Below are 20136 nucleotides of genomic sequence, written 5' to 3' on the forward strand. Positions count from 1 at the left end.
GAATTGTGCGGTCGGTGTGGGAGCCGGCTTGCCGGCGATGGGCTGCGCAGCAGCCCCACAATCCCCATGGTTGAACTGCCCAGGCCCAACCCGCTAAGGTCCCCGCCTTGATCCACGAGGGCCAACCATGGGCTACCTGATAATCGTCGCGCTGATCCAGGCGTACTCCTTCAACCTGATCGGCGAATACCTGGCCGGCCATGTCGACAGCTATTTCGCCGTGCTGGCCCGCGTTGTCCTGGCCGGCCTGGTGTTCCTGCCATTGACCCGCTGGCGCCAGGTCGAACCACGCTTCATGCGCTCGATGCTGCTGATCGGTGCGCTGCAGTACGGTATCACCTATGTCTGCCTGTACCTCAGCTTCCGCGTGCTGACGGTGCCGGAGGTACTGCTGTTCACCATTCTCACCCCGCTGCATGTGACCTTGATCGAGGATGCCCTGAACCGGCGCTTCAACCCCTGGGCGCTGCTCGCCGCCCTGGTGGCGGTGGCCGGCGCGGCGGTGATCCGCTTCGACACGGTCACCGGCGAGTTCTTCATCGGCTTCCTGCTGCTGCAACTGGCCAACTTCACCTACGCCGCCGGCCAGGTGCTGTACCGCCACCTCGTCGCCCGCCACCCCAGTGACCTGCCGCACTACCGCCGGTTCGGCTATTTCTACCTGGGCGCGTTGCTGGTGGTGTTGCCGGCCTTCCTGCTGTTCGGCAATACCCAGCACCTGCCGAGCACCGACACCCAGTGGCTGGTGCTGTTGTTCCTCGGCCTGTGCCCGACGGCGCTGGGGTTGTACTGGTGGAACAAGGGCGCCTGCCTGGTCTCCGGCGCCACCCTGGCGGTGATGAACAACCTGCATGTGCCGGTGGGCTTGCTGCTCAACCTGCTGATCTGGAACCAGGATGAACCGCTCGGGCGCCTGGCCATTGGCGGTACGGTGATCCTGGCGTCGGTCTGGTTGAGCCGCTTGGGCGGCCAGCGCGCGAGGCTGCCGGGAGCGGCCTGAGGATCATTGCCGGTGCGGCAGGCCAGTGTGCACGACCAGGCATAACGGTAGGGTCAGCAGCAGCATGCCTGCCAGCGCCATCAATCCGTGTTCCACCCCAGTGTGGTCGGATATCGCGCCGATCAGCACCGGCGCCAGCGCGCCGCCGCCGACCGTGCCGGTATAGAAGCAGGCGAACACCCGCTCGCGCTGCTCGCTGCCGGCGAAGTCCGGCACCAGCCCGGTCAGCACCGACGAGGTGCCGTTGAGTGCCACGCCGATCAGAGGCATCACCAGCATCAACGGCAGGTAGGGCAACAGCAGTGCCACCAGGATCAGCCCGGCGGTCAGCAGCTCGGTACAGATCACGGTGCGCACCGGCCCCAGCCGGGCGCCCAGGTAGCCGCAGAACAGCTTGCCGAAGGCGCCGCCAATGAACAGCAATGTCAGGGCCAGGCCTATTTGCGCGGTCGTCGCGCCCTTGCTCTGCAGCAGGAACGGCAGGAAGGTCAGAAAACCCATGCGCACGCCACTGTCGAGGGTGCCGGTGGCGATCAGCGCCGCCAGCCCCGACCTTGAGCCAACCCGGTCTTGGGCTATGGCCTTGCGCGTTGATCGCCCTGCGAGTGGCGCCTGACGCAATAGCCACCACAGCGCCGCTGCCGCCCCCAGGCCTAGCAGTCCAAGCGCGGTGGCGTTGGTCTGCCATGACACATACACCAGCACCAGGCCGACCAGGCCAGGGATCAGCGCCTTGCCGATATCTCCGGCGAAATTGTACTGGGCCAGGGCCTGCTTCACCTTGCCGCTGCCTTCGTAGGCATCAGCGACCAGCGCGCTGGCCAGCGGGTGCTGGGTGCTGGCGCCGAGGCCGGCGAGCATCAGGGCGATCAGCAGAAGGTTCAGGTCGCTCGCCTGGGCGGCCATCAGGTAGGCCAGCCCGGCCAGCGTCGTGCCCCGGATCAACAGGGCCTCGCGGCCCCAGCGCCGGGCACCTTTGCTGGCCAACAACTGAAAACCCGCCATCATGCCGGCGTAGGCGCCGCGCAGCAGCCCGACCTGGGCGTAGCTGAGGCCGAAGGCGACCTGCCAGAGGGGCAGCAACACGTAGATGACATCGGTCAGGCCGTCATGCACGCCATGGGCGAGGCTGGCGGCGGCGAGGGTCTTGCGCCGAGACGATGGCGGGGTGTCGTGCAGTGAAGTGCTGGAAATGTCCTGAGGCATGGCTCGCTCACGAAGGTTGTGGCAGGCGTCTGTCGAGCGTCAGGGATGGGCGTGGCGATTGGGCCGTCGATCTTCCGTGATGACGTCGTCATGGATGGCTCCAGGGTAGTGCGCCTTGGGGGCGCAATGCAAAGGGCGCCCGGTCGGGCGCCCCGATTGGACGGTCAAGCCTCGCTCAATACGTCCAGGCCGCGCGGCTGGGGTTGCGCCTGCGGCCTGGCCGCCAGCCCCGCACGCATGTCATTACCACTGGGCTGCTGATACAGGCTCAGCCCGAACTCCGGCAGCACCGCCAACAGGTAGTCGAAGATATCGCCCTGGATGCGCTCATACTCGGCCCACACAGTGGTGGTGGTGAAGCAGTAGATCTCCAGCGGCACGCCTTCAGCGGTGGTCTGCATCTGGCGGACCATGCAGGTCATGTTCGGGTGCACGTTGGGGTGGCTCTTCAGGTACGCCAGGGCGAAGGCGCGGAAGGTACCGATATTGGTCAACTGTCGGCGGTTGGCCGACAGCCCGGCGTTGTGGCCCTGGGCTTCGTTCCATTCGCGCAGCTCCTGGCGCTTGCCGGCCAGGTAGTCGCCGAGCAGACGCACCTGGCCCAGGCGCTGTTCTTCTTCCTGGGTCAGGAAACGCACGCCTGCGGCATCGATGAACAAGCTGCGTTTGATCCGCCGCCCACCGGATTGCTGCATGCCGCGGTAATTGCGGAACGACTCGCTCATCAGGCGCCACGTGGGGATCGAGACGATGGTCTTGTCGAAGTTCTGCACCTTGACCGTGTGCAGGGTGATGTCGACCACGTCGCCGTCGGCGCCGGCCTGGGGCATTTCGATCCAGTCGCCGACATGCAGCATGTCGTTGCTGGTCAGCTGCACGCTGGCGACGAACGACAGCAGGGTGTCCTTGTACACCAACAGCAGCACCGCCGACATGGCGCCCAGACCGGACAGCAGCAACAGTGGCGAGCGGTCGATCAGGGTGGCGACGATAACGATGGCGGCAAAGATCCACAGCATCATCTTGGCCAGCTGCATGTAGCCCTTGATCGAGCGGGTGCGGGCATGTTCGGTGCGGGCGTAGATGTCCAGCAGCGCGTCGAGCAGGCAGGACAGGGCGCGGGTCATGAACAGCAGCGTCACGGCCAGCGCGACATTGCCGAGAAAATGCTGGGCGGCGGCCGACAGCTCCGGCACCAGCTTCAGGCCGAACTGCACCACCAGCGATGGGGTGGTCTGGGCCAGACGATGGAACACCTTGTTGTGGCGCAGATCGTCGAGCCACCTGAGTGCCTGTTGGCGGCCGAGCAGGCGGGTGGAGTGCAGGATCAGGAAGCGCGCCAGACGGCCGATCAGCAGCGAGACGAGCAGCAGTACGGCCAGGCCGAGGGCGGCGTGCAGCAGGGGGTGTTGGTCGAGCGTGCCCCAGAGGTCGAGGGCGTCACGCCAGAAGCGTTGGATGTCCATGGGCTTGGAAACGGTCTGTGTTGCGGTACGAAGCGTTATTAGAGCGTGGATCGGCGCAAAGTTGCCAAAAGAAATTCGGTTCTGGCCACGGAAAACGTTACCCTATGCAACTGAATTTTTCGCACTTGCCCGAGGTTACCCCGTGTTTTCCCAATTCGCCCTGCACGAACGCCTGCTCAAAGCCGTGGCCGAGCTGAAATTTGTCGAGCCGACCCCGGTGCAGGCGGCGGCCATTCCCCTGGCCCTGCAAGGGCGTGACCTGCGGGTGACGGCGCAGACCGGCAGCGGCAAGACCGCCGCCTTCGTGCTGCCACTGCTCAACCGCCTGGTCGACCGCAGCGGGCCGAGCGTGGAAATCCGTGCGCTGATCCTGCTGCCGACGCGTGAGCTGGCCCAGCAGACCATCAAGCAGGTGCAGCTGTTCTCGCAGTTCACCTACATCAAGTCCGGCCTGGTCACCGGCGGTGAAGACTTCAAGGAACAGGCGGCGATGCTGCGCAAGGTGCCGGACGTGCTGATCGGTACCCCGGGTCGCCTGCTCGAGCAGCTCAATGCTGGCAACCTCGACCTGTCCCACGTTGACGTACTGATCCTCGACGAAGCCGACCGCATGCTCGACATGGGCTTCGCCGAAGACATGGAGCGCCTGTGCAAAGAGTGCGAGAACCGCAAGCAGACCCTGCTGTTCTCGGCCACCACCGGTGGCGCGGCATTGCGCGACATCATCGGCAAGGTGCTCAAAGACCCTGAGCACCTGATGCTCAACAGCGTCTCGCAGCTCGCCGAAGGCACGCGCCAGCAGATCATCACCGCCGACCACGACCAGCATAAAGAGCAGATCGTGCAGTGGCTGCTGGCCAACGAGACCTACAAGAAGGCAATCATCTTCACCAACACCCGCTCCCTGGCCGACCGTATCTACGGCCACCTGGTGGCCAAGGAGGTCAAGGCGTTCGTCCTGCATGGCGAGAAGGACCAGAAGGACCGCAAGTTGGCCATCGACCGCTTCAAGGACGGCGGCTCCAAGGTGCTGGTGGCCACTGACGTCGCGGCCCGCGGCCTGGACATCGACGGCCTGGACCTGGTGATCAACTTCGACATGCCACGCAGCGGTGACGAGTACGTGCACCGTATTGGCCGCACCGGCCGTGCCGGTGGCGAAGGCCTGGCGATCTCGCTGATCACGCACAACGACTGGAACCTGATGTCGAGCATCGAACGCTACCTCAAGCAGCAGTTCGAGCGCCGCGTCATCAAGGAGGTCAAGGGTACCTATAACGGTCCGAAGAAGGTCAAGGCGTCGGGCAAGGCTGCCGGCACCAAGAAGAAAAAGACCGAGAAGAAGGCGGGCGCCGACAAGAAGGGCGCCGCCAAGCGCAAGCCGTCCGCCAAGCCGAAGGCCAACGCGCCACTGGCCAGCGCCGATGGCCTGGCGCCGCTGAAAAAGCGCAAGCCGGCGGCTGAGTAAGCCCCTCCGGCAATGAGCCCGCCACTGCAACGGTGGCGGGTTGCTTCACCTCTTTCCCCAGGGCGCGTAGCCCATTTCCCAAACCCTGTTCCAGCCCGGGCATTTTGTCGCCCGACCGCCACACTCCTCTGGCATGTGCAGCCAAGGAGGAGTAGCGTATGTACAGCTGTAAATACGATTGTCCAGTGCGATTTGAATGGGACGAGGAAAAGAACCAGCTCAACATCCGCAAGCACGGGATCGACTTCAACGATGTGCCCGAGATGTTCCGCCAGCCGATGCTGGCGCTGCGCGATGAGCGATTCGAGTACCCGGAGGCACGCTGGATCGGCATGGGCTGGATCAATGCCTGGGTCAGCGTGGTCGCCTACACCGAACGGCAGGGTGATGTGATCCGCATCATTTGCGCCAGAAGAGCCACACGACTTGAGGTAACGCGCTATGTCGAAACCGTCCATAAGCTGTGAGCAAGGCCAAGCCCCGGTCGATACCTCGGACATCCCCGAACTCGACGATGACTTCTTCTGCCGTGCCGAATTGCGGGTGCCCGCCAAGCAAACGGTCACCATCCGCCTGGATGCCGACGTACTGGCCTGGTTCAAGGAACAGGGCGCCGGCTACCAGACCCGCATCAACCAGTTGCTTCGTCAGTACATGCAGGCCCAGCAGCGGCGCTGATCCAGGCGCCGTCAGGTTTTCCTTTCCGCTTCTTTAAGTTCCTGGATGCGCTTGTCGATCAACTGGCACTTGTCCGGCAGGTCCTTGCTGGCGGTGCCGAGGTCCATGTGCTGAAGCTCTTCATTGATTTCCTTGGCCTTTTGAGCGTTCTGCTCGGTCAGCTGGCTCACCAGGCCTGCCAGTTGCTCTCTTTTCTGCGTGGCCTCTTCCGGTGTGCAGGCCAAGATGGGCTGCGCGCAGAACAGGGCTGTCGCGCAGAGGATGCAGGGTAGCGGTTTCATCCTTCGGTTCCCTTGTCAGTCGATTCGTGCGGTGGAGGTCGCTGGCTGGCCGGAAGTTCAGCGCGAGCGACTGGCGGAACAGGTGCCGTCATACGGCTACTATTTTTTGACGATATTAATTTGACGCTTCCATGGTGGCGAAATAGTATCTCGCGCTCTTTTTCGCTAATGCTTACCGGTGTGCTGGCAAGCATGAGCACCTGACCGCCTGATTTGCGAGACCTGACATGGACGTCCGCCTGTTTGCCTTCCTGGCCCGCCAACGCTCGGCCAAAATTCAGCCGCGCGAGCAGTTCTGCGGGTTGCCCAAGCGCGGCCTGGCGCTGCTGCTGGCCAACGCCATGTTCTGGCAACCGCTGTGGGCACAGGCCGCCGAAGGCGTGGTGGTCAGCGGCCCGGGCACCAGCCTGGGGCAGGCGGGCAACGGCGTGCCCATCGTCAATATCGCCGCGCCCAACGGCAGCGGCCTGTCGCACAACCAGTTCAGTGACTACAACGTCGGCCAGCAGGGGCTGATCCTCAACAACGCCATCGACCGCACCCAGGCCACCCAGCTGGGTGGCATCATCCTCGGCAACCCCAACCTGCAGGGCACGGCGGCCAACGTCATCCTCAACGAGGTCAACGGCGCCAACGCCAGCCAGCTGCGCGGCTACACCGAAGTGGCCGGGCGCGGGGCACATGTCATCGTCGCCAACCCCCACGGCATCACCTGCGATGGCTGCGGCTTCATCAACACGCCACAGGCCACGCTCAGCACCGGCAAGCCGGTGCTCGAGAACGGCCAGCTGAGCCGTTACCAGGTCGACCAGGGCCATATCGCCATCGAAGGCGCGGGGCTCAACGCCAGCAACGTCGACAGCTTCGAGCTGATTGCCCGCAGCACGAAAATCAACGCCGAGATCCAGGCACGCAACCTGGCCATCGTCGCCGGGCGCAACGATGTCGATGCGCGGACCCTGGCGGCCACGGCGCGCCAGGACGACGGCAGTGCCAAGCCGAGCCTGGCCATCGACTCCAGCGCCTTGGGCGGCATGTATGCCGGCGCGGTCAGGCTGGTGGGCACCGAGGCCGGGGTCGGCGTGCGCCTGGACGGGCGGATGATCGCCAGTGGCGGCGATATCCAGCTCGAGGCCAATGGCCAGTTGCGTATGGCCCAGGCCAGCGCCACCGGCGATGTACGCCTACAGGCGGCGGCTATCGATGCGCAGGGCCCGGTGCATGCCGGACAGCAACTGCAGCTGGACAGCCGCGGCGAGCTGGTCAACCGTCAGGGGCTGACCGCTGCAGGTTCGGTACAACTAGACGCGGCTGGTCAACTGAGCAACCTCGGCGGTATCCAGGCGGGTATCAACGCCGATGGCGAGCGCGTGGCCGACGCCGACCTGAAGATCAGCGCCGGTGCCGTGGATAACCGCAACCAGCGCCTGATTGCCAGCGGCGACCTGACCGTCTCCACTGGCAGCCGCCTGGACAACCAGGGCGGCAGCCTCAGTGCCGGGCGCGACCTCAGCGTTAACGCCGCGACTCTGGACAACCGCCAGCAGGGCAAGGTCCTCGCCGACGGGCGCATGACCCTCACCGGTGGCCAGTTGCTCAACGGCGACCGTGGCCAGATCACCAGCCAGGGCGCGCTGAACGCCACCTGGGCCCATCTGGACAACCAGGCCGGCGAACTGTCCAGCCTCGATGCCCTGGCCCTGAACCTCGGCAGCCTGGACAACCGCACTGGCAAGGTCCTGGCCAACCACGGCATCACCGTCACCAGCCAGGGGCTGGTCGACAACCGCTCCGGCCGGATCGCCAGCCAGGCCACCCTCGACCTGACCGCCCAGGCCCTGAACAACGGCCAGGGCGGCCATATCAGCGGCAACCAGGCAGTCGGCGTCAATGTCGGCCGGCTCGACCAGCAAGGCGGCCACCTGAGCAGCGTCACCGCGCTGACCCTGGACCTGAACCATGGCCGGCTGGACAACCGCGACGGCAAGATCGCCGCCAACCAGCTGCACCTGCGCCAGATTGCCGATATCGACAACCAGCGTGGCGAGATCTTCGGCAAGGGCGCCTTCACCCTGGCAGGCCGCAGCCTCGACAACACGGGCGGCAAGTTCTACAGCGAACAGGCCCTGACCGTGCGCCTCGACCAGTTGCTCGACAACCTCGATGGCCTGGTGTCGGCCGACGGCCTGGATATCCGCGCCCTGACCCTGAACAACCAGGGCGGCGTGGTCACCAGCAAGTCGGGCCTGGCAGTGGTTACGGGCGCAGCCATCGACAACCGCCACGGCGAGATTTCCAGCGCTGACCTCGGCCAGGTAACGGCAGGCAGCTTCGACAACCGTGAGGGTACGGTCACTGGCGGGGCGCTGGAGTTGGCCATCGCCCAGGCGGTGGACAATCGCCAAGGGGTGCTGGCTGCCGACAAGGCGTTGAAGGTGAGCGCCGCCAGCCTCGACAACCGCGAGCAAGGCAAGCTGCTCAGCGACGGCACGCTCACCGCCAAGGTCAGCGGGCTGCTGGACAACCAGGCCAAGGGCCTGGTGAACGGCGTGGGCGCCACCCATATCGACGCGGGGCAACTGGACAACCGCGGTGGCCGCCTGGTGGGCAAGGACCTGCTGACCTTGCAAGGCCAGCGCTGGGACAACCGCGGCGGCAAGATCGAGGCCGACGGCGCACTGACACTGACCATCGACCACCTCGACAACCGCGACCAGGGCCTGGTCAGCGGCCAGGCCGGGGCCCGCTACAGCGGCAGTGAATTGCTCAACCAGCTCGGCATCTTTGGCGCCAAGGGCAACCTCGACCTGGTCGCCGCGCACCTGGACAACAGTGGCGGCAGCCTGACCAGCGGCGGCGATCTCGATGGCCAGGTCACGCGCCTGGAGCAGCTGGGCGGCAAGCTGTCCGCCGACGGCACGCTGACCCTCAAGGGCAGCACACTGGTCAACCGCCAGGGCGCCGTGGTCGGCGCCGGGCAGGGCATGCACTTGACCGTGGATAGCGTCGACAACCGCGGCGGCGAGCTGTCTGCGGCCAAGGCGCTCAGCCTCACCGGGCAGCGTCTGGACAACACCGGCGGCCAGGTCCTGGCCGACACCGACCTGGCGCTGACGGTGGCCGAGGTCATCAACCAGGCCCAAGGCCTGCTGCGCGGCAAGGGCCAACTGACCCTCGACGGCCAGACCCTGGACAACCGCGACGGGCGTGTTTCCGCCGAGCAGGGCGCACGCCTGCGCCTGAGTCAGGCGCTGGACAACGGCAAGGGCCTGCTGACCAGCGAGGGTGACCTCGACATCGGCGCCGCCAGCCTGGACAACAGCGACGCCGAGCTGAGCAGCGCCGGCAAGCTGACCCTGGCCACCACCGGCAAGGTCGACAACCAGCGTGGCTCGATCACCGCCGACGGCGCCCTCGACCTGCGCAGCGCCAGCCTCGACAACCGCGCCGGCGAGGTCGGCGCCCAGGGGGCCATGGACATCGCCACCGGCACCCTCGACAACCGCGACAGCGGCCATGTGGTCGGCAATGACCGCCTGACCCTCAAGGCCGGCCAGGTCAACAACGCAGGCAGCGACAGCCGCATCGACAGCGATGGCGCCATGCACCTGACCGCCAGCGGTTTCGACCAACAGGCCGGCCGGATGCTGAGCAAGGCCTCGATCACGCTCGACCTGGGCCAGGGCGCGCTGGTCAATCATGGCCTGATCAAGGCCCCGGTGCTGGTGCTGAAAAACCTCGGCAGCGTCGACAACCAGAACGGCGAAATCACCAGCCCGCAAGGCTTCACCTTGGTGGCCGATTCCCTGGACAACCGCCAGGGCAAGTTGCTCAGCGACCAGGCCTTGACGGTGCGCATTGCCCAGGCGCTGGACAACACCAAGGGCCTGGTCTCGGCCAAGGGCCTGGACCTGCATGCCGCCAGCCTCGACAACCGCGAGGGCACCGTCAGCAGCCGCGCCGGCCTGGTGCTGACCGTCGACGGTCGCCTGGACAACCGCCAGGGCACCCTGGTGGGCGACACCGCCCTCAACCTTGTGGCCGGGACGCTGGACAACAGCAAGGGCAAGGTCTCCGGCAAAGGCCAGGGCGAGGTCCAGGCCGACACCCTGCTCAACAACGCCGGTTCGCTGATCAGCCTCGAGCAACTGCGGATCAAGGGCGGTGAGCTGGACAACCGCGAGGCAGGCCTGCTCGGCAGCAATGGCGCGCTGACCCTGGAGGTCGACCGCATCGACAACCGTGGTGGCGAGATCACCGGCAAGGCCGCTGTCGCGGTCACTGGCACCTCGCTGGACAACAGTGACGGCGGCCTGCTGGTGGCCGGCACCGGCATGACCCTGGCGTTACAGGCACTGCTCAACCGCAACAAGGCGCGCCTCGAGGCCCAGACCGGCCTGACCCTGACCGGTCTGACCCTGGACAACGACGGTGGCCGCCTGACCAGCCAGCGGGACATGACCCTGACCTTGACCGGCGCGGCCCTCAACCGCCTCGGCCTGCTCAGCGCCGAGGGACAGCTGGTGCTGGCCGCGCACAGCCTGGACAACAGCACCGGCAAACTGGACAGCGCCGGCCGCCTGAAACTGACCACGGGCGGCGCGCTGCTCAACCAGGGCGGCGAGCTGCTCAGCGACAGCGACATCACCCTGGCCAGCGCCAGCCTGGACAACACCGACAAGGGCGCGCTGGCCAGCAAGGGCCAGCTGACCCTCAGCACCGGCCACCTGGACAACAGCCGCCAGGGCAGCATCAGCAGCAACCGCACCCTCGACGTGCACGCCGGCCAGCTGGACAACCGCGACGGCGGCCGCGTGGGCAGCCGCGAAGCACTCACCGCCACGGTCACCGGCCTCGACCAGCAGGGCGGCAAGCTGTTCAGCGACACCTCGGTAAAACTCGACCTGGGCCATGGCCACCTGGACAACCGTGGCGGCCTGATCAATGCCCCGTCACTGCAGCTGGACAAGCTCAAGACCGTGGCCAACCAGGGCGGCGAGATGTCCAGCGCCCAGGCCTTCACCGTCGCTGCCGAGCAACTGGACAACGGCAACGGCCGCCTGCTCAGCGACCAGCGCCTGCTGCTGCGGGTCAGCCAGCGCCTGGACAACCTCAAGGGTCTGATCGGCGCCCAGTCGCTGGAGATTCATGCCGGCGCGCTGAGCAACCGCGACGGCGGCCGCATCGAAGCCAAGGACGCGCTCGCCCTCACCAGCAAGGGCCTGGACAACCACGCCGGCAAGCTGCTCGGCAGCAGCCTCGCGCTGGACCTGGGCGGCGCCGACCTGGACAACGGCGCGGGCCTGATCACCACCGCCGGGCCGCTGACCCTGGTCAACCTGGCCAAACTGGACAACCAGGGCGGCGAGATTTCCACCGCCCAGGCCCTGCAGCTGGACGTCAGCGAGCTGGACAACCGTGACGGCAAGCTGATCAGCGAACAGACGCTGGCCATGACCAGCGGCGCCATCGACAACCGCAACGGCCTGGTCTCGGGCTGGCAGGGCCTGAGCGTGACCGGCCAAAGCCTGGACAACCGCCAACAGGGCACCCTGTCGAGCCGCTCCGGCGCCGTGCAGGCGACCGTGACCGGCGCGCTGCGCAACAGCGACGGCGGCGCGCTGGTCGCCCAGCAACGCCTGGACGTCAAGGCCGCCAGCCTGGACAACAGCGCCAAGGGCATCCTCTCCAGCGGCAGCGGCCAGCAGCTGACCATCACGGCGGCACTGGACAACCATGACGGCGGCCTGATCGATGCCGGGGAAAAACTGGTCATCAGCGCCGGTGCTCTCGACAACCACGGCGGCCGCGTGGCCACCCGCCAGGACCTGGGCCTGACCGCCGCGAGCCTGAACAACACCGACGGCAGCCTCGCCGCCCAAGGGGCGCTGACCCTCGACCTGCTCGGCGAGCTGCTCAACCGCCAGGGCAAGCTGTTCGCCGGCAAGGACCTGCTGATCCAGCGCGCCGGCCTGGTCGACAACCAGGCTGGCCAGATCGCCAGCCAGGGCCTGCTGAAGGTGCTGGCCGCCAGCGTCGACAACAGCCAGCGCGGCACCCTGGCCGCCAATGGCCCGCTCACGCTCGACAGCCGCGGGGTGCTCAACAACTCGGGCGATGGCCTGATCTACAGCCAGCAGGGCGACGTAGGCCTGCAGGCGGCCAGCCTGAACAACGCCAAGGGCACCGTGCAGGCCAAGGGCGCAATCACCGCGCAGGCCAGCGGCCTGCTCGACAACCAGGGCGGCAAGCTGATCGCCCAGGACGGCGCGTTGACCGTGACCGCCGACACCCTTGACAACCGCGGTGGCATCCTCGCCAGCCTCAAGCAGGCGCTGGGCGTGCGCACCACCGGCGTGCTGCGCAACGGCAGCGACGCCACTGGCCAGCGCGGCATCCTCCAGGCGCTGAGCCTGGATGTGCAGAGCGCCAGCCTCGACAACCACGGCGGGCGCATCGCCGCGCTCGGCGGTGATACCGTGATCCGCACCGGGCAACTGGACAACCGCGATGGCGGCATCTCCGCCAGTGGCCTGCTCAAGGTCACCGGCGCCAGCCTGCTCAACGGTGGCGACGCGCGCGGCGAGATGGTCGGCCAGCGTATCGATATCGGGCTGAGCGGCGCGCTGGACAACCGCGGCGGCATCATCGAAAGCGCCAGTACCCTCGCCATCACGGCTGCCACTCTGGACAACCAGGCGGGGCAACTGCGTGCACTGGGCACCAGCGGCAAGAGCCAGTTCGCCATTGGCGGGTTGTTCGACAACCGCAATGGCCAGGTGGAGATCGGCAACAGTGACCTGACCCTCGGCGCCGGCCTGCTGCAGAACGTCGGTGGCAAGGTGCTGCACGTCGGCAAGGGCGTGTTCGACATCGACACCGCCAACCTTACCCGTGCCGGCGGCAGCCTCAGCACCCGCGGCGGCCTGACCCTGACCGCCGACAGCTGGACCAACGGCAGCGCCATCCAGGCCGGGCGCCTGACGGTCAATGTCAACAACCTCACCCAGACCGCTGGCGGCCAGTTGCTGGCATTCGACAGCCTGGTGGGCAACGGCGGCAACTGGAGCAACGAAGGCCTGATCGCCAGTGACGGCGCGCTCAGCCTCAACCTGGGGGGTACCTACAGCAGCGCCAATGGGCGGGTGAACAGCCTGGGTACCCTGGGGGTGAGCGCAGCGCAGATGAACCTGGGCAGCAACGCCAGCATCACGGGCGTAGGCAACACCACGATCAATGTGGCGGGCCTGCTGACCAACCAGGGGCGGCTGAGTTCGGCGGGCGATCTGCTGGTCAACGCCGGTAGCGTGAACAACCTGGGGACTTTGGGTGGCAACCAGTTGGTGCGGGTGACCACCGGCAGCCTGCGCAACGATCACAGCCTGTTGTTCAGCGGCGGGGACATGCAGCTGTATACCGGCGCCTTGACCAACTTCTATGGCGACGTCTACAGCCTGGGTGGCTTGACGGTGGCCGGCAATGCCGCGGGCGGGCTGGCGAACAAGGTGGAGAACATTTCCGGCAGCCTCGAGAGTGCCGGGGACATGCGCCTGAATGCGCAGGCCATCGAGAACAGGAAGGAGGTTTTCAAGACCACGGGCACACCGAAGTGGAGCTCGATCGGTATGCGTCAGACTGGGCCGGGCGCCGGTCATATGGTGCTCGAAGAGTACTACGAGAGAAAGGTCGAGATCGACTCGCCTGCCGGGGCAATCCGTGCTGGCCGCGACCTGTTTGTGCTCGGGGGGCGGCTGGAGAACTCGGCTTCGGTGATCACCGCCCAGCGTGATATCACGGTCAATGTGCAGAACTTCCTCAACAAGGGCGAGGCACTGGGCACCTATTCGGAGCTGAAGTCGTTCTACCTGACAGGCGTTGACAAGGTCAAATACGCCATGCCGTACTTTGCCGCAGTGATGCGTTACAACGCTGCCAATGACCCGGAATATAAAAGGGACACCAGTAACGGCGGCAGGAACGTCGTAGGCACGATGCGAATGTGGGATGCCAACTGGAACGAATCACGCATCACGCCCTATACCCGGCTTGGCGGTACCGCAAACTACAACACCATCGCGGTCATCGGCTGGAAGAGCTGGTTTGACGGATTCTCGATCGGCTCGCTGAACATCGCGCCGGCATACAACCCTGATGTGAGAGCGCCGCTGCCCGCGCAGATTCAAGGCGTCACGTTCTTCGACCCTCGTACCATCGTGCATGACACCCAGGTCGGTGCGGCGAATGCCGTTGTACAGGCGGGTGGCCGGGTAAGCATCAATGCCACCAGGGACGTGATCAACAGCGTCATCCAGGAAGGGCTGACGGTCGGTGGCCCGGCAGCCAAGGCGTTCGACCCCAAGTTGCCGAGCGCTGCCGGCAGCACGGTCATCAATATTCATGCCCAGCTTCCCCCTGACCTGGCACAACAACAGGTCAACCCCCTCGCCTTGGGTGGGTTCACCTTGCCCACCGGGCAGAATGGACTGTTCCGCCTGAGTGGTCAGGGCGGCAGTGGCGCAGGTGGTACAGCCCCGAGCTGGACGCTTGGCAGTGCTGAAGTCTTGACCCAAGGCCGCCAGGTGTCGACCCCAGGCGCCCAGCCCGGCGCGCTGCAGGCTGTGGATGCCAGTGCGGGGAACCAGAGCCATCAGCAGATCGACCGCATCGCCCATCAGGGCGGTACCGTGGGCGGCAACGCAAGTGCCATCGGTGTCTACGCACCGAATGGCGCGCCGGTCGACGTCAACCGCGCGACGCGACATCCCGGTGCCGATGCCCGGGAACCTTCGGTCAACGGCAACCTGGGGATCAGCGCGCGTCCCGACATTGCGGGTGTGACCCGTATGCCGGACAGCCAGTACACCAGCAAGCCACACAAGTACCTGATCGAGACCAACCCGGTCCTCACCGACCTCAAGCAGTTCATGAGCTCGGACTATCTGCTCGGCAACCTCGGCTACGACCCGGACCAGAGCTGGAAGCGCCTGGGTGATGGACTCTACGAGCAACGCCTGATCCAGCAGGCGGTGGTGGCCCGTACCGGCCAGCAGTTCATCGATGGCCAGACCTCTGGCGATCAGCTGTTCAAGTACCTGATGGACAACGCCATCCGCAGCAAGGACCAGCTCCAGCTGAGCCTGGGTGTGGGCCTGACGGCCTCCCAGGTGGCGGCGCTGACCCATGACATCGTGTGGATGGAAAAACACCAGGTCAACGGCGAAGAGGTCCTGGTCCCGGTGCTTTACCTGGCCCAGGCCAACAACCGCCTGGCCCCCAACGGTGCGTTGATCGCCGGCCAGGACGTACAACTGATCGCCGGCGAGAACCTGACCAACGTCGGGACCTTGCAGGCCAGCCGCAACCTGTCCGCCACCGCGGGCAACAACCTGGTCAACACTGGCCTGATCCAGGCCGGAGAGCGTCTGGAACTGCTGGCCGGCAACAACCTGAGCAACAGCGCCGGCGGCATCATCACCGGGCGCGACGTGAGCCTGACTGCGGTCAATGGCGATATCCTCAACCAGCGTGACCAGGTGCGCGCCATCACCCATTTCGGCGGCACCAGCCAGCACAAGGACTACCTGGATAACGCCGCCCGTATCGAAGCCGGGAACAGCCTCAGCCTCAAGGCGGGCCAGGACATCCAGAACGTCGCCAGCGTGATCCAGAGCGGCGGCGACCTGTCCCTCAATGCCGGGCGCGATGTCAGCATGCTGTCGGTCGAGGAGCGCGAAGGCTTCTACAGCGACCGGCAGCGCAACAACACGGTGCAGCAGCACGGCGCCACGGTCACCGCCGGTCGCGACCTGAGCATCGGCGCCGGCCGCGACCTCACCGCCGTGGCCAGCCAGATCGACGCGGGCCGCAACCTCTCCCTGGCCGCAGGCGAGGACCTGAACCTGACCTCCGCTGCCAACGAAGCCCATAGCTTCAGCCGCAGCAAGAAGGTCACCCAGTCCAAGGACCAGGTCACCCAGGTCTCGACCACGGTCAAGGCCGGGGGTGACGTGTCGCTGTCTGCCGGCCAGGACATGGCCATCGTCGCCAGCCAGGTCAAGGGCAAGGGCGATGTCGACATCGACGTCGAGCGCGACCTGACCATCGCTTCCGACCAGAACGAAAGCGCGTCCTATTACCTCAAGAAGAGCAAGGGGTCGTTCGGTCGCAAGAGTTCGAACCAGAAGGAGAGCTACCACAGCACCAACGTCGCCTCGGTGATCGAGGCGGGTGGCGATCTCACCGTCAACGTCAGCAAGCAGGACTATGGCGGCATCTCCCTGGACGGCGGCCGCGACGTCACGGTGATCGGCAGCCAGCTCAAGGCCGGCGGCGACCTCATGATTGGCGCGACGCGCGATGTGGCGGTGTTGTCCGGCGTCGAGGAACACGGCGAGTTCAGCAAGAAGACCAAGTCCGGCTTCCTGGGCCTGTCGAAGAGCGGCAAGAGCCAGCTGCAGACCCGCGCCACGCAGGTGGGCAGCGAGCTCGATGCCGGCAACGACATTGTCCTGGCGGCTGGCAGCGATGTGCGCTTGCGCGCGAGCAAGGCCAATGCCGGCAACGATGTGGAGCTACGCGCCGGGTTGGTGGACGACGAGGGCGATGTCAACCTGGTGTCGGCCAACGACACCGCCTATAGCCGCAGCGAGGAGTACAAGCAGAAGCTCAAGCTCTCGCTTTCGGTCAAGGACATGCTGTCGCCGACAGCGCTGATGCTGCCGGGCGTGCAAAACGTCTCGATCCCCTCGGTCTCGATTGCGTCGGCAAAGACCTCCGGGCATGAAGCGCGCAGCAGCACCAGTGTCGGCAGCCAAGTGGTCGCCGTACGCGACGCCACTCTGGAGGCGGAACGCGATATCAACGTGCTCGGTAGCGGCATCAATGCCGGACGCAATGTCAGCCTGAATGCCGGGCGTGACGTGAACATCACTGCGGCGCAGAACCAACGTGACGATACACAGTGGTCCAAGTCGAGCAGCGTCGGGCTGCATTCGGACACCGACGATAACGGTACCAATTTCTTCGCGGGCGTTGAAAAAGAGAAAGCCAAGGACCGCCTGCGCGAGCAGTTGGCTGCCGGCAGTCGCATCCAGGCTGGCAAGGACCTGGATATCAATGCTGGACGTGATATCAACCAGACCGGTTCGGACTTGCTGGCGGGGCACGATATCAGCCTTGGCGCCGGACGAGACATCAACATCGATGCCGGCCGTGACACGCGTATTCAGGAGCAGGAGCGCGAGTATGAGAGCCAGGGGGTCAGCGGCTCGATCAAACATAACGCCGGCAGTACCAAGGATGCGATAAGCAATACCGGCAAGGGCGAGGATGGTGTCAGCAAGGGTTCCAGCACCTTGCAGACCGTGGATGCCATCGGCCAGTTCTTCACCGGCCCCACCGGTGACGGCAAGATCGGCAACAGCAAGCAGACCAGCAGCCAGCAAAGCGTGGAGCAGAGCAATCGGCCTTCGACGCTGGACGCCGGCAACGATGTGAAGATGCAGGCTGGCAACGACGTCAATATCAAGGGCAGCAAGGTCCAGGCCGGGCGTGACATCGACATCAAAGGCCGGGATATCAACATAGATGTCGCCAAGGGCAGCAGCAGCCAGGAAAACAACCAGTCGCAGAGCTGGGGCGGCGTGCATGGTGGCACCAGCGGTGGCTTCAAAGTCGGCATCGGCGGCAGCCATGGCACTGCCAGTGCCGATAGCCAGCAGGGTACCTCCACGCCTGCGCAGCTGGAGGCCGGGGGCAACATCAAGCTCGATGCCAGCAATGACCTGAACATCGTGGGCAGTCAGGTCAAGGCCGGTCGCGATGTGGAGTTGAACGCGGGGAATGAGCTGAACATCGTGGCTGCCAAGAACGACAGCCAGCAGGAGCAGAACCGTCATAGCGGCGGTGGCGAGGTCGGCCTGACCTTCGGCTCGGAAGGTGTGGGCGTTTACGCCAGCGTCAACATGGGCAAGGGCGACCTGGAGCGTGAAACCCAGCGTCATCAGCAAGCCTATGTGTATGCCGGTGACCAGCTGAAGTTCACCAGCGGCAAGGACACCAACATCAAGGGCGCCCAGGTACGCGGCGACGAAGTGATTGGCCGTGTCGGTGGCGACCTCAACGTGGCCTCGGCCATCGACACTGGCAAGGTCAAGGGCAAGGAGTTCGACATCAATGCCACTGTCACCGTGGGCCCGGGCGCCGGTGTCAGTGGGTCGGTCGGCTATGGCAAGACCACCGGCAAGACCGAGTGGGTCGAGGACCAGACTCGCATCACCGGGCGTGACAAGATCGATATCCGCACCGAGAACCACACCCAGCTCGACGGTGCGCTGATCGCCGCCGACAACGGCAATCTCAAACTCGACACCGGCACCCTGGGCTTCAGCGACATTGCCGGCAAGGACAAGGAGCACGGTTACTACCTGAATGTGGGTGGCAGCTGGAAGAAGGGTTCGGCCAGTGCCGAGCAGGATCCTTCCAACGGCAAGGTCACCGCAGACGCAGGTAACGACGAGAAGGGTCCGAAGAACCAGACCAGCTGGAGCGTCAGCGGCTGGGAGTATGAAAAGGACCGTGAGCAGACCGTCCGTGCCACCGTGGGTGCAGGTGATATCACTGTGCGCAAGGACGCCGAGAGCGGCCAGGACTCCACCGTCGGGCTGAACCGTGACCTCGACAAAGCCTACGAAATCACGCGGGACAAGGAGTCGCGCACCGATCTCTATGTGACCGACAGCTCGCTGAACGATGTGCTCAATCCCAAGGAGACGCTACAGAAGTGGAGCGATGGGCTGCTCGACTACGACAAGACGGCGCTGAAGAACTTCGAACAGGCCGGCAATGCCCTCAACGCTCTGGTCAATCGTTACCAGCGGATGACCGGGCGGCCAATGGACAGCGGCGCTGTCGCGGTCGCGGGCCGGGCGCTGGCGGAAAACACCCTCGAGTCGTTGATCCTGGCAGGGATGTCGCCACGCGATGCCATGGTCTTGATGGGCAATGAAGACTTCCAGACCCAGGTATTGCAGCAGCTCAACAATCTTGAGCATGTGTTCGAGCAGTCGCAGGATTTCACCCGGGAGCTCGAGCGAAAACTGGGGGCTCTTGAGCTTGATACAACGCATGTCACGGCGGAGCGCGACAGCGTCCAATGGACACTGACCTACGTCTCTACCATCAACGAGTACCTGGGTGCGCATCCGGATGCGGCCGAGGCGGTCACCGTGGCAATTGCCATGCTGCAAGGCCCCAAGGCTGTCATTCAGATGGCTGTCAGCCAGGTGATCGACCAGACGGAGCTGGGCAAGGACTTCAATGCTAAGGTCGAGGAGGCCGTGGCGAAGGTTGGCAAGTACATTGCCGAGCGCATGGAGGGAGAGGGCGACCTCGACAAGAAGGAAGGCGGCGACTTCCTGATTGGCGGTGGCAAGTTGATCACCAGCGTGATCATGGGCGCCATACCAGGACGCAAGGGCGGCACCCACCATGAAGGAAGCAATGGGCCGGGCTCTCACCTGGATGTGCCGGACACCCGCAAGCCGCACGAGCCTCCTGCCGGCGAGGGGCCGCCCAAGGGGCCGGCATCGGCGTTCACCCAGCTTTCCAGCCAGGCACGGCGTTATCTCAATGAGCTGGAGGCGCACACGGGCCTGAAAGTCACCGCCGAGCAACGCGACAACCTGGCAAATGCCTTGCGGGAAAAGAACTACACCAAGCTCACGCCCAAGGAAACCCAGAAACACCGACGCGAGTTCAACAAGATCAAGGACGAGCTGATCGGCCAGTGGGAAACCAAGACAGGCCAGACGTGGCCCCGCTACACCGAAAATGTGATGAGCAAGGATGGGACAAAGGTGGTGCGCAAGGCCGGACAGCCCTACGATGCGCACCACATCATCGAAAGTGGGTTCGGCGGACCTAACGAATGGTGGAACATGCACCCGGCACGCTTCCCCGACCAGCATCAAGGTGGCATCCATGGGAAAGACAGTGTGGGCAGGGAAATCTTCACATCACGATAAGAGGGTAGGGTGA

8 protein-coding genes are annotated in these 20136 nt (G+C 65.2%); 5 read left to right on the plus strand and 3 right to left on the minus strand.

Annotation, left to right across the window (positions count from 1 at the left end; all coding sequences use genetic code 11):
- The first annotated feature begins 127 nt into the window (after positions 1-127).
- On the plus strand, positions 128-1000 hold the full coding sequence (locus KHO27_RS03090) for a carboxylate/amino acid/amine transporter (protein WP_102684417.1): 873 nt from the start codon (positions 128-130) through the stop codon (positions 998-1000).
- Between the two features lie 3 nt (positions 1001-1003).
- On the opposite strand, the gene KHO27_RS03095 is transcribed toward KHO27_RS03090, so the two are convergent.
- Together KHO27_RS03095 and KHO27_RS03100 are read right to left on the minus strand one after the other, a co-directional pair.
- Entirely contained in the window at positions 1004-2206 is a 1203-nt protein-coding gene (locus KHO27_RS03095; RefSeq protein ID WP_214501162.1) for an MFS transporter, read from the minus strand.
- A 164-nt stretch (positions 2207-2370) separates the two neighbouring features.
- Positions 2371-3672, minus strand: coding sequence for a mechanosensitive ion channel family protein (locus KHO27_RS03100; protein WP_111531810.1), 1302 nt, complete (start codon positions 3670-3672; stop codon positions 2371-2373).
- A 142-nt stretch (positions 3673-3814) separates the two neighbouring features.
- Between KHO27_RS03100 and KHO27_RS03105 the strand changes: the two genes are divergently transcribed.
- The 3 genes from KHO27_RS03105 to KHO27_RS03115 all read left to right on the plus strand — a co-directional run bounded on the left by KHO27_RS03105 (position 3815) and on the right by KHO27_RS03115 (position 5818).
- Positions 3815-5140 (plus strand): DEAD/DEAH box helicase, encoded by a 1326-nt coding sequence (locus KHO27_RS03105; RefSeq protein ID WP_214501163.1) that lies wholly within the window; start codon positions 3815-3817, stop codon positions 5138-5140.
- Positions 5141-5325: 185 nt separating this feature from the next.
- Positions 5326-5607, plus strand: a complete 282-nt coding sequence (locus tag KHO27_RS03110; protein ID WP_214501164.1) for a BrnT family toxin — start codon at positions 5326-5328, stop codon at positions 5605-5607.
- Positions 5582-5818 (plus strand): BrnA antitoxin family protein, encoded by a 237-nt coding sequence (locus tag KHO27_RS03115; protein ID WP_110698011.1) that lies wholly within the window; start codon positions 5582-5584, stop codon positions 5816-5818. The genes KHO27_RS03110 and KHO27_RS03115 overlap by 26 nt, the downstream gene beginning before the upstream one ends.
- 11 nt (positions 5819-5829) lie before the next feature.
- Here the strand turns inward: KHO27_RS03115 and KHO27_RS03120 are convergent, their stop codons facing one another.
- A complete protein-coding gene (locus tag KHO27_RS03120) occupies positions 5830-6099 on the minus strand; it encodes a hypothetical protein (protein WP_102684420.1) in 270 nt (89 codons plus the stop codon).
- A gap of 227 nt (positions 6100-6326) precedes the next feature.
- On the opposite strand from KHO27_RS03120, the gene KHO27_RS03125 reads away from it, so the two are divergent.
- Positions 6327-20123 carry a hemagglutinin repeat-containing protein gene (locus tag KHO27_RS03125; RefSeq protein WP_214501165.1) on the plus strand — a complete coding sequence of 4599 codons (13797 nt, stop codon included), beginning with the start codon at positions 6327-6329 and terminating at the stop codon, positions 20121-20123.
- Positions 20124-20136 lie beyond the last annotated feature (13 nt).

Origin of the sequence: Pseudomonas sp. RC3H12, assembly GCF_018596375.1 — a bacterium.
Taxonomy (GTDB): Bacteria; Pseudomonadota; Gammaproteobacteria; order Pseudomonadales; family Pseudomonadaceae; genus Aquipseudomonas.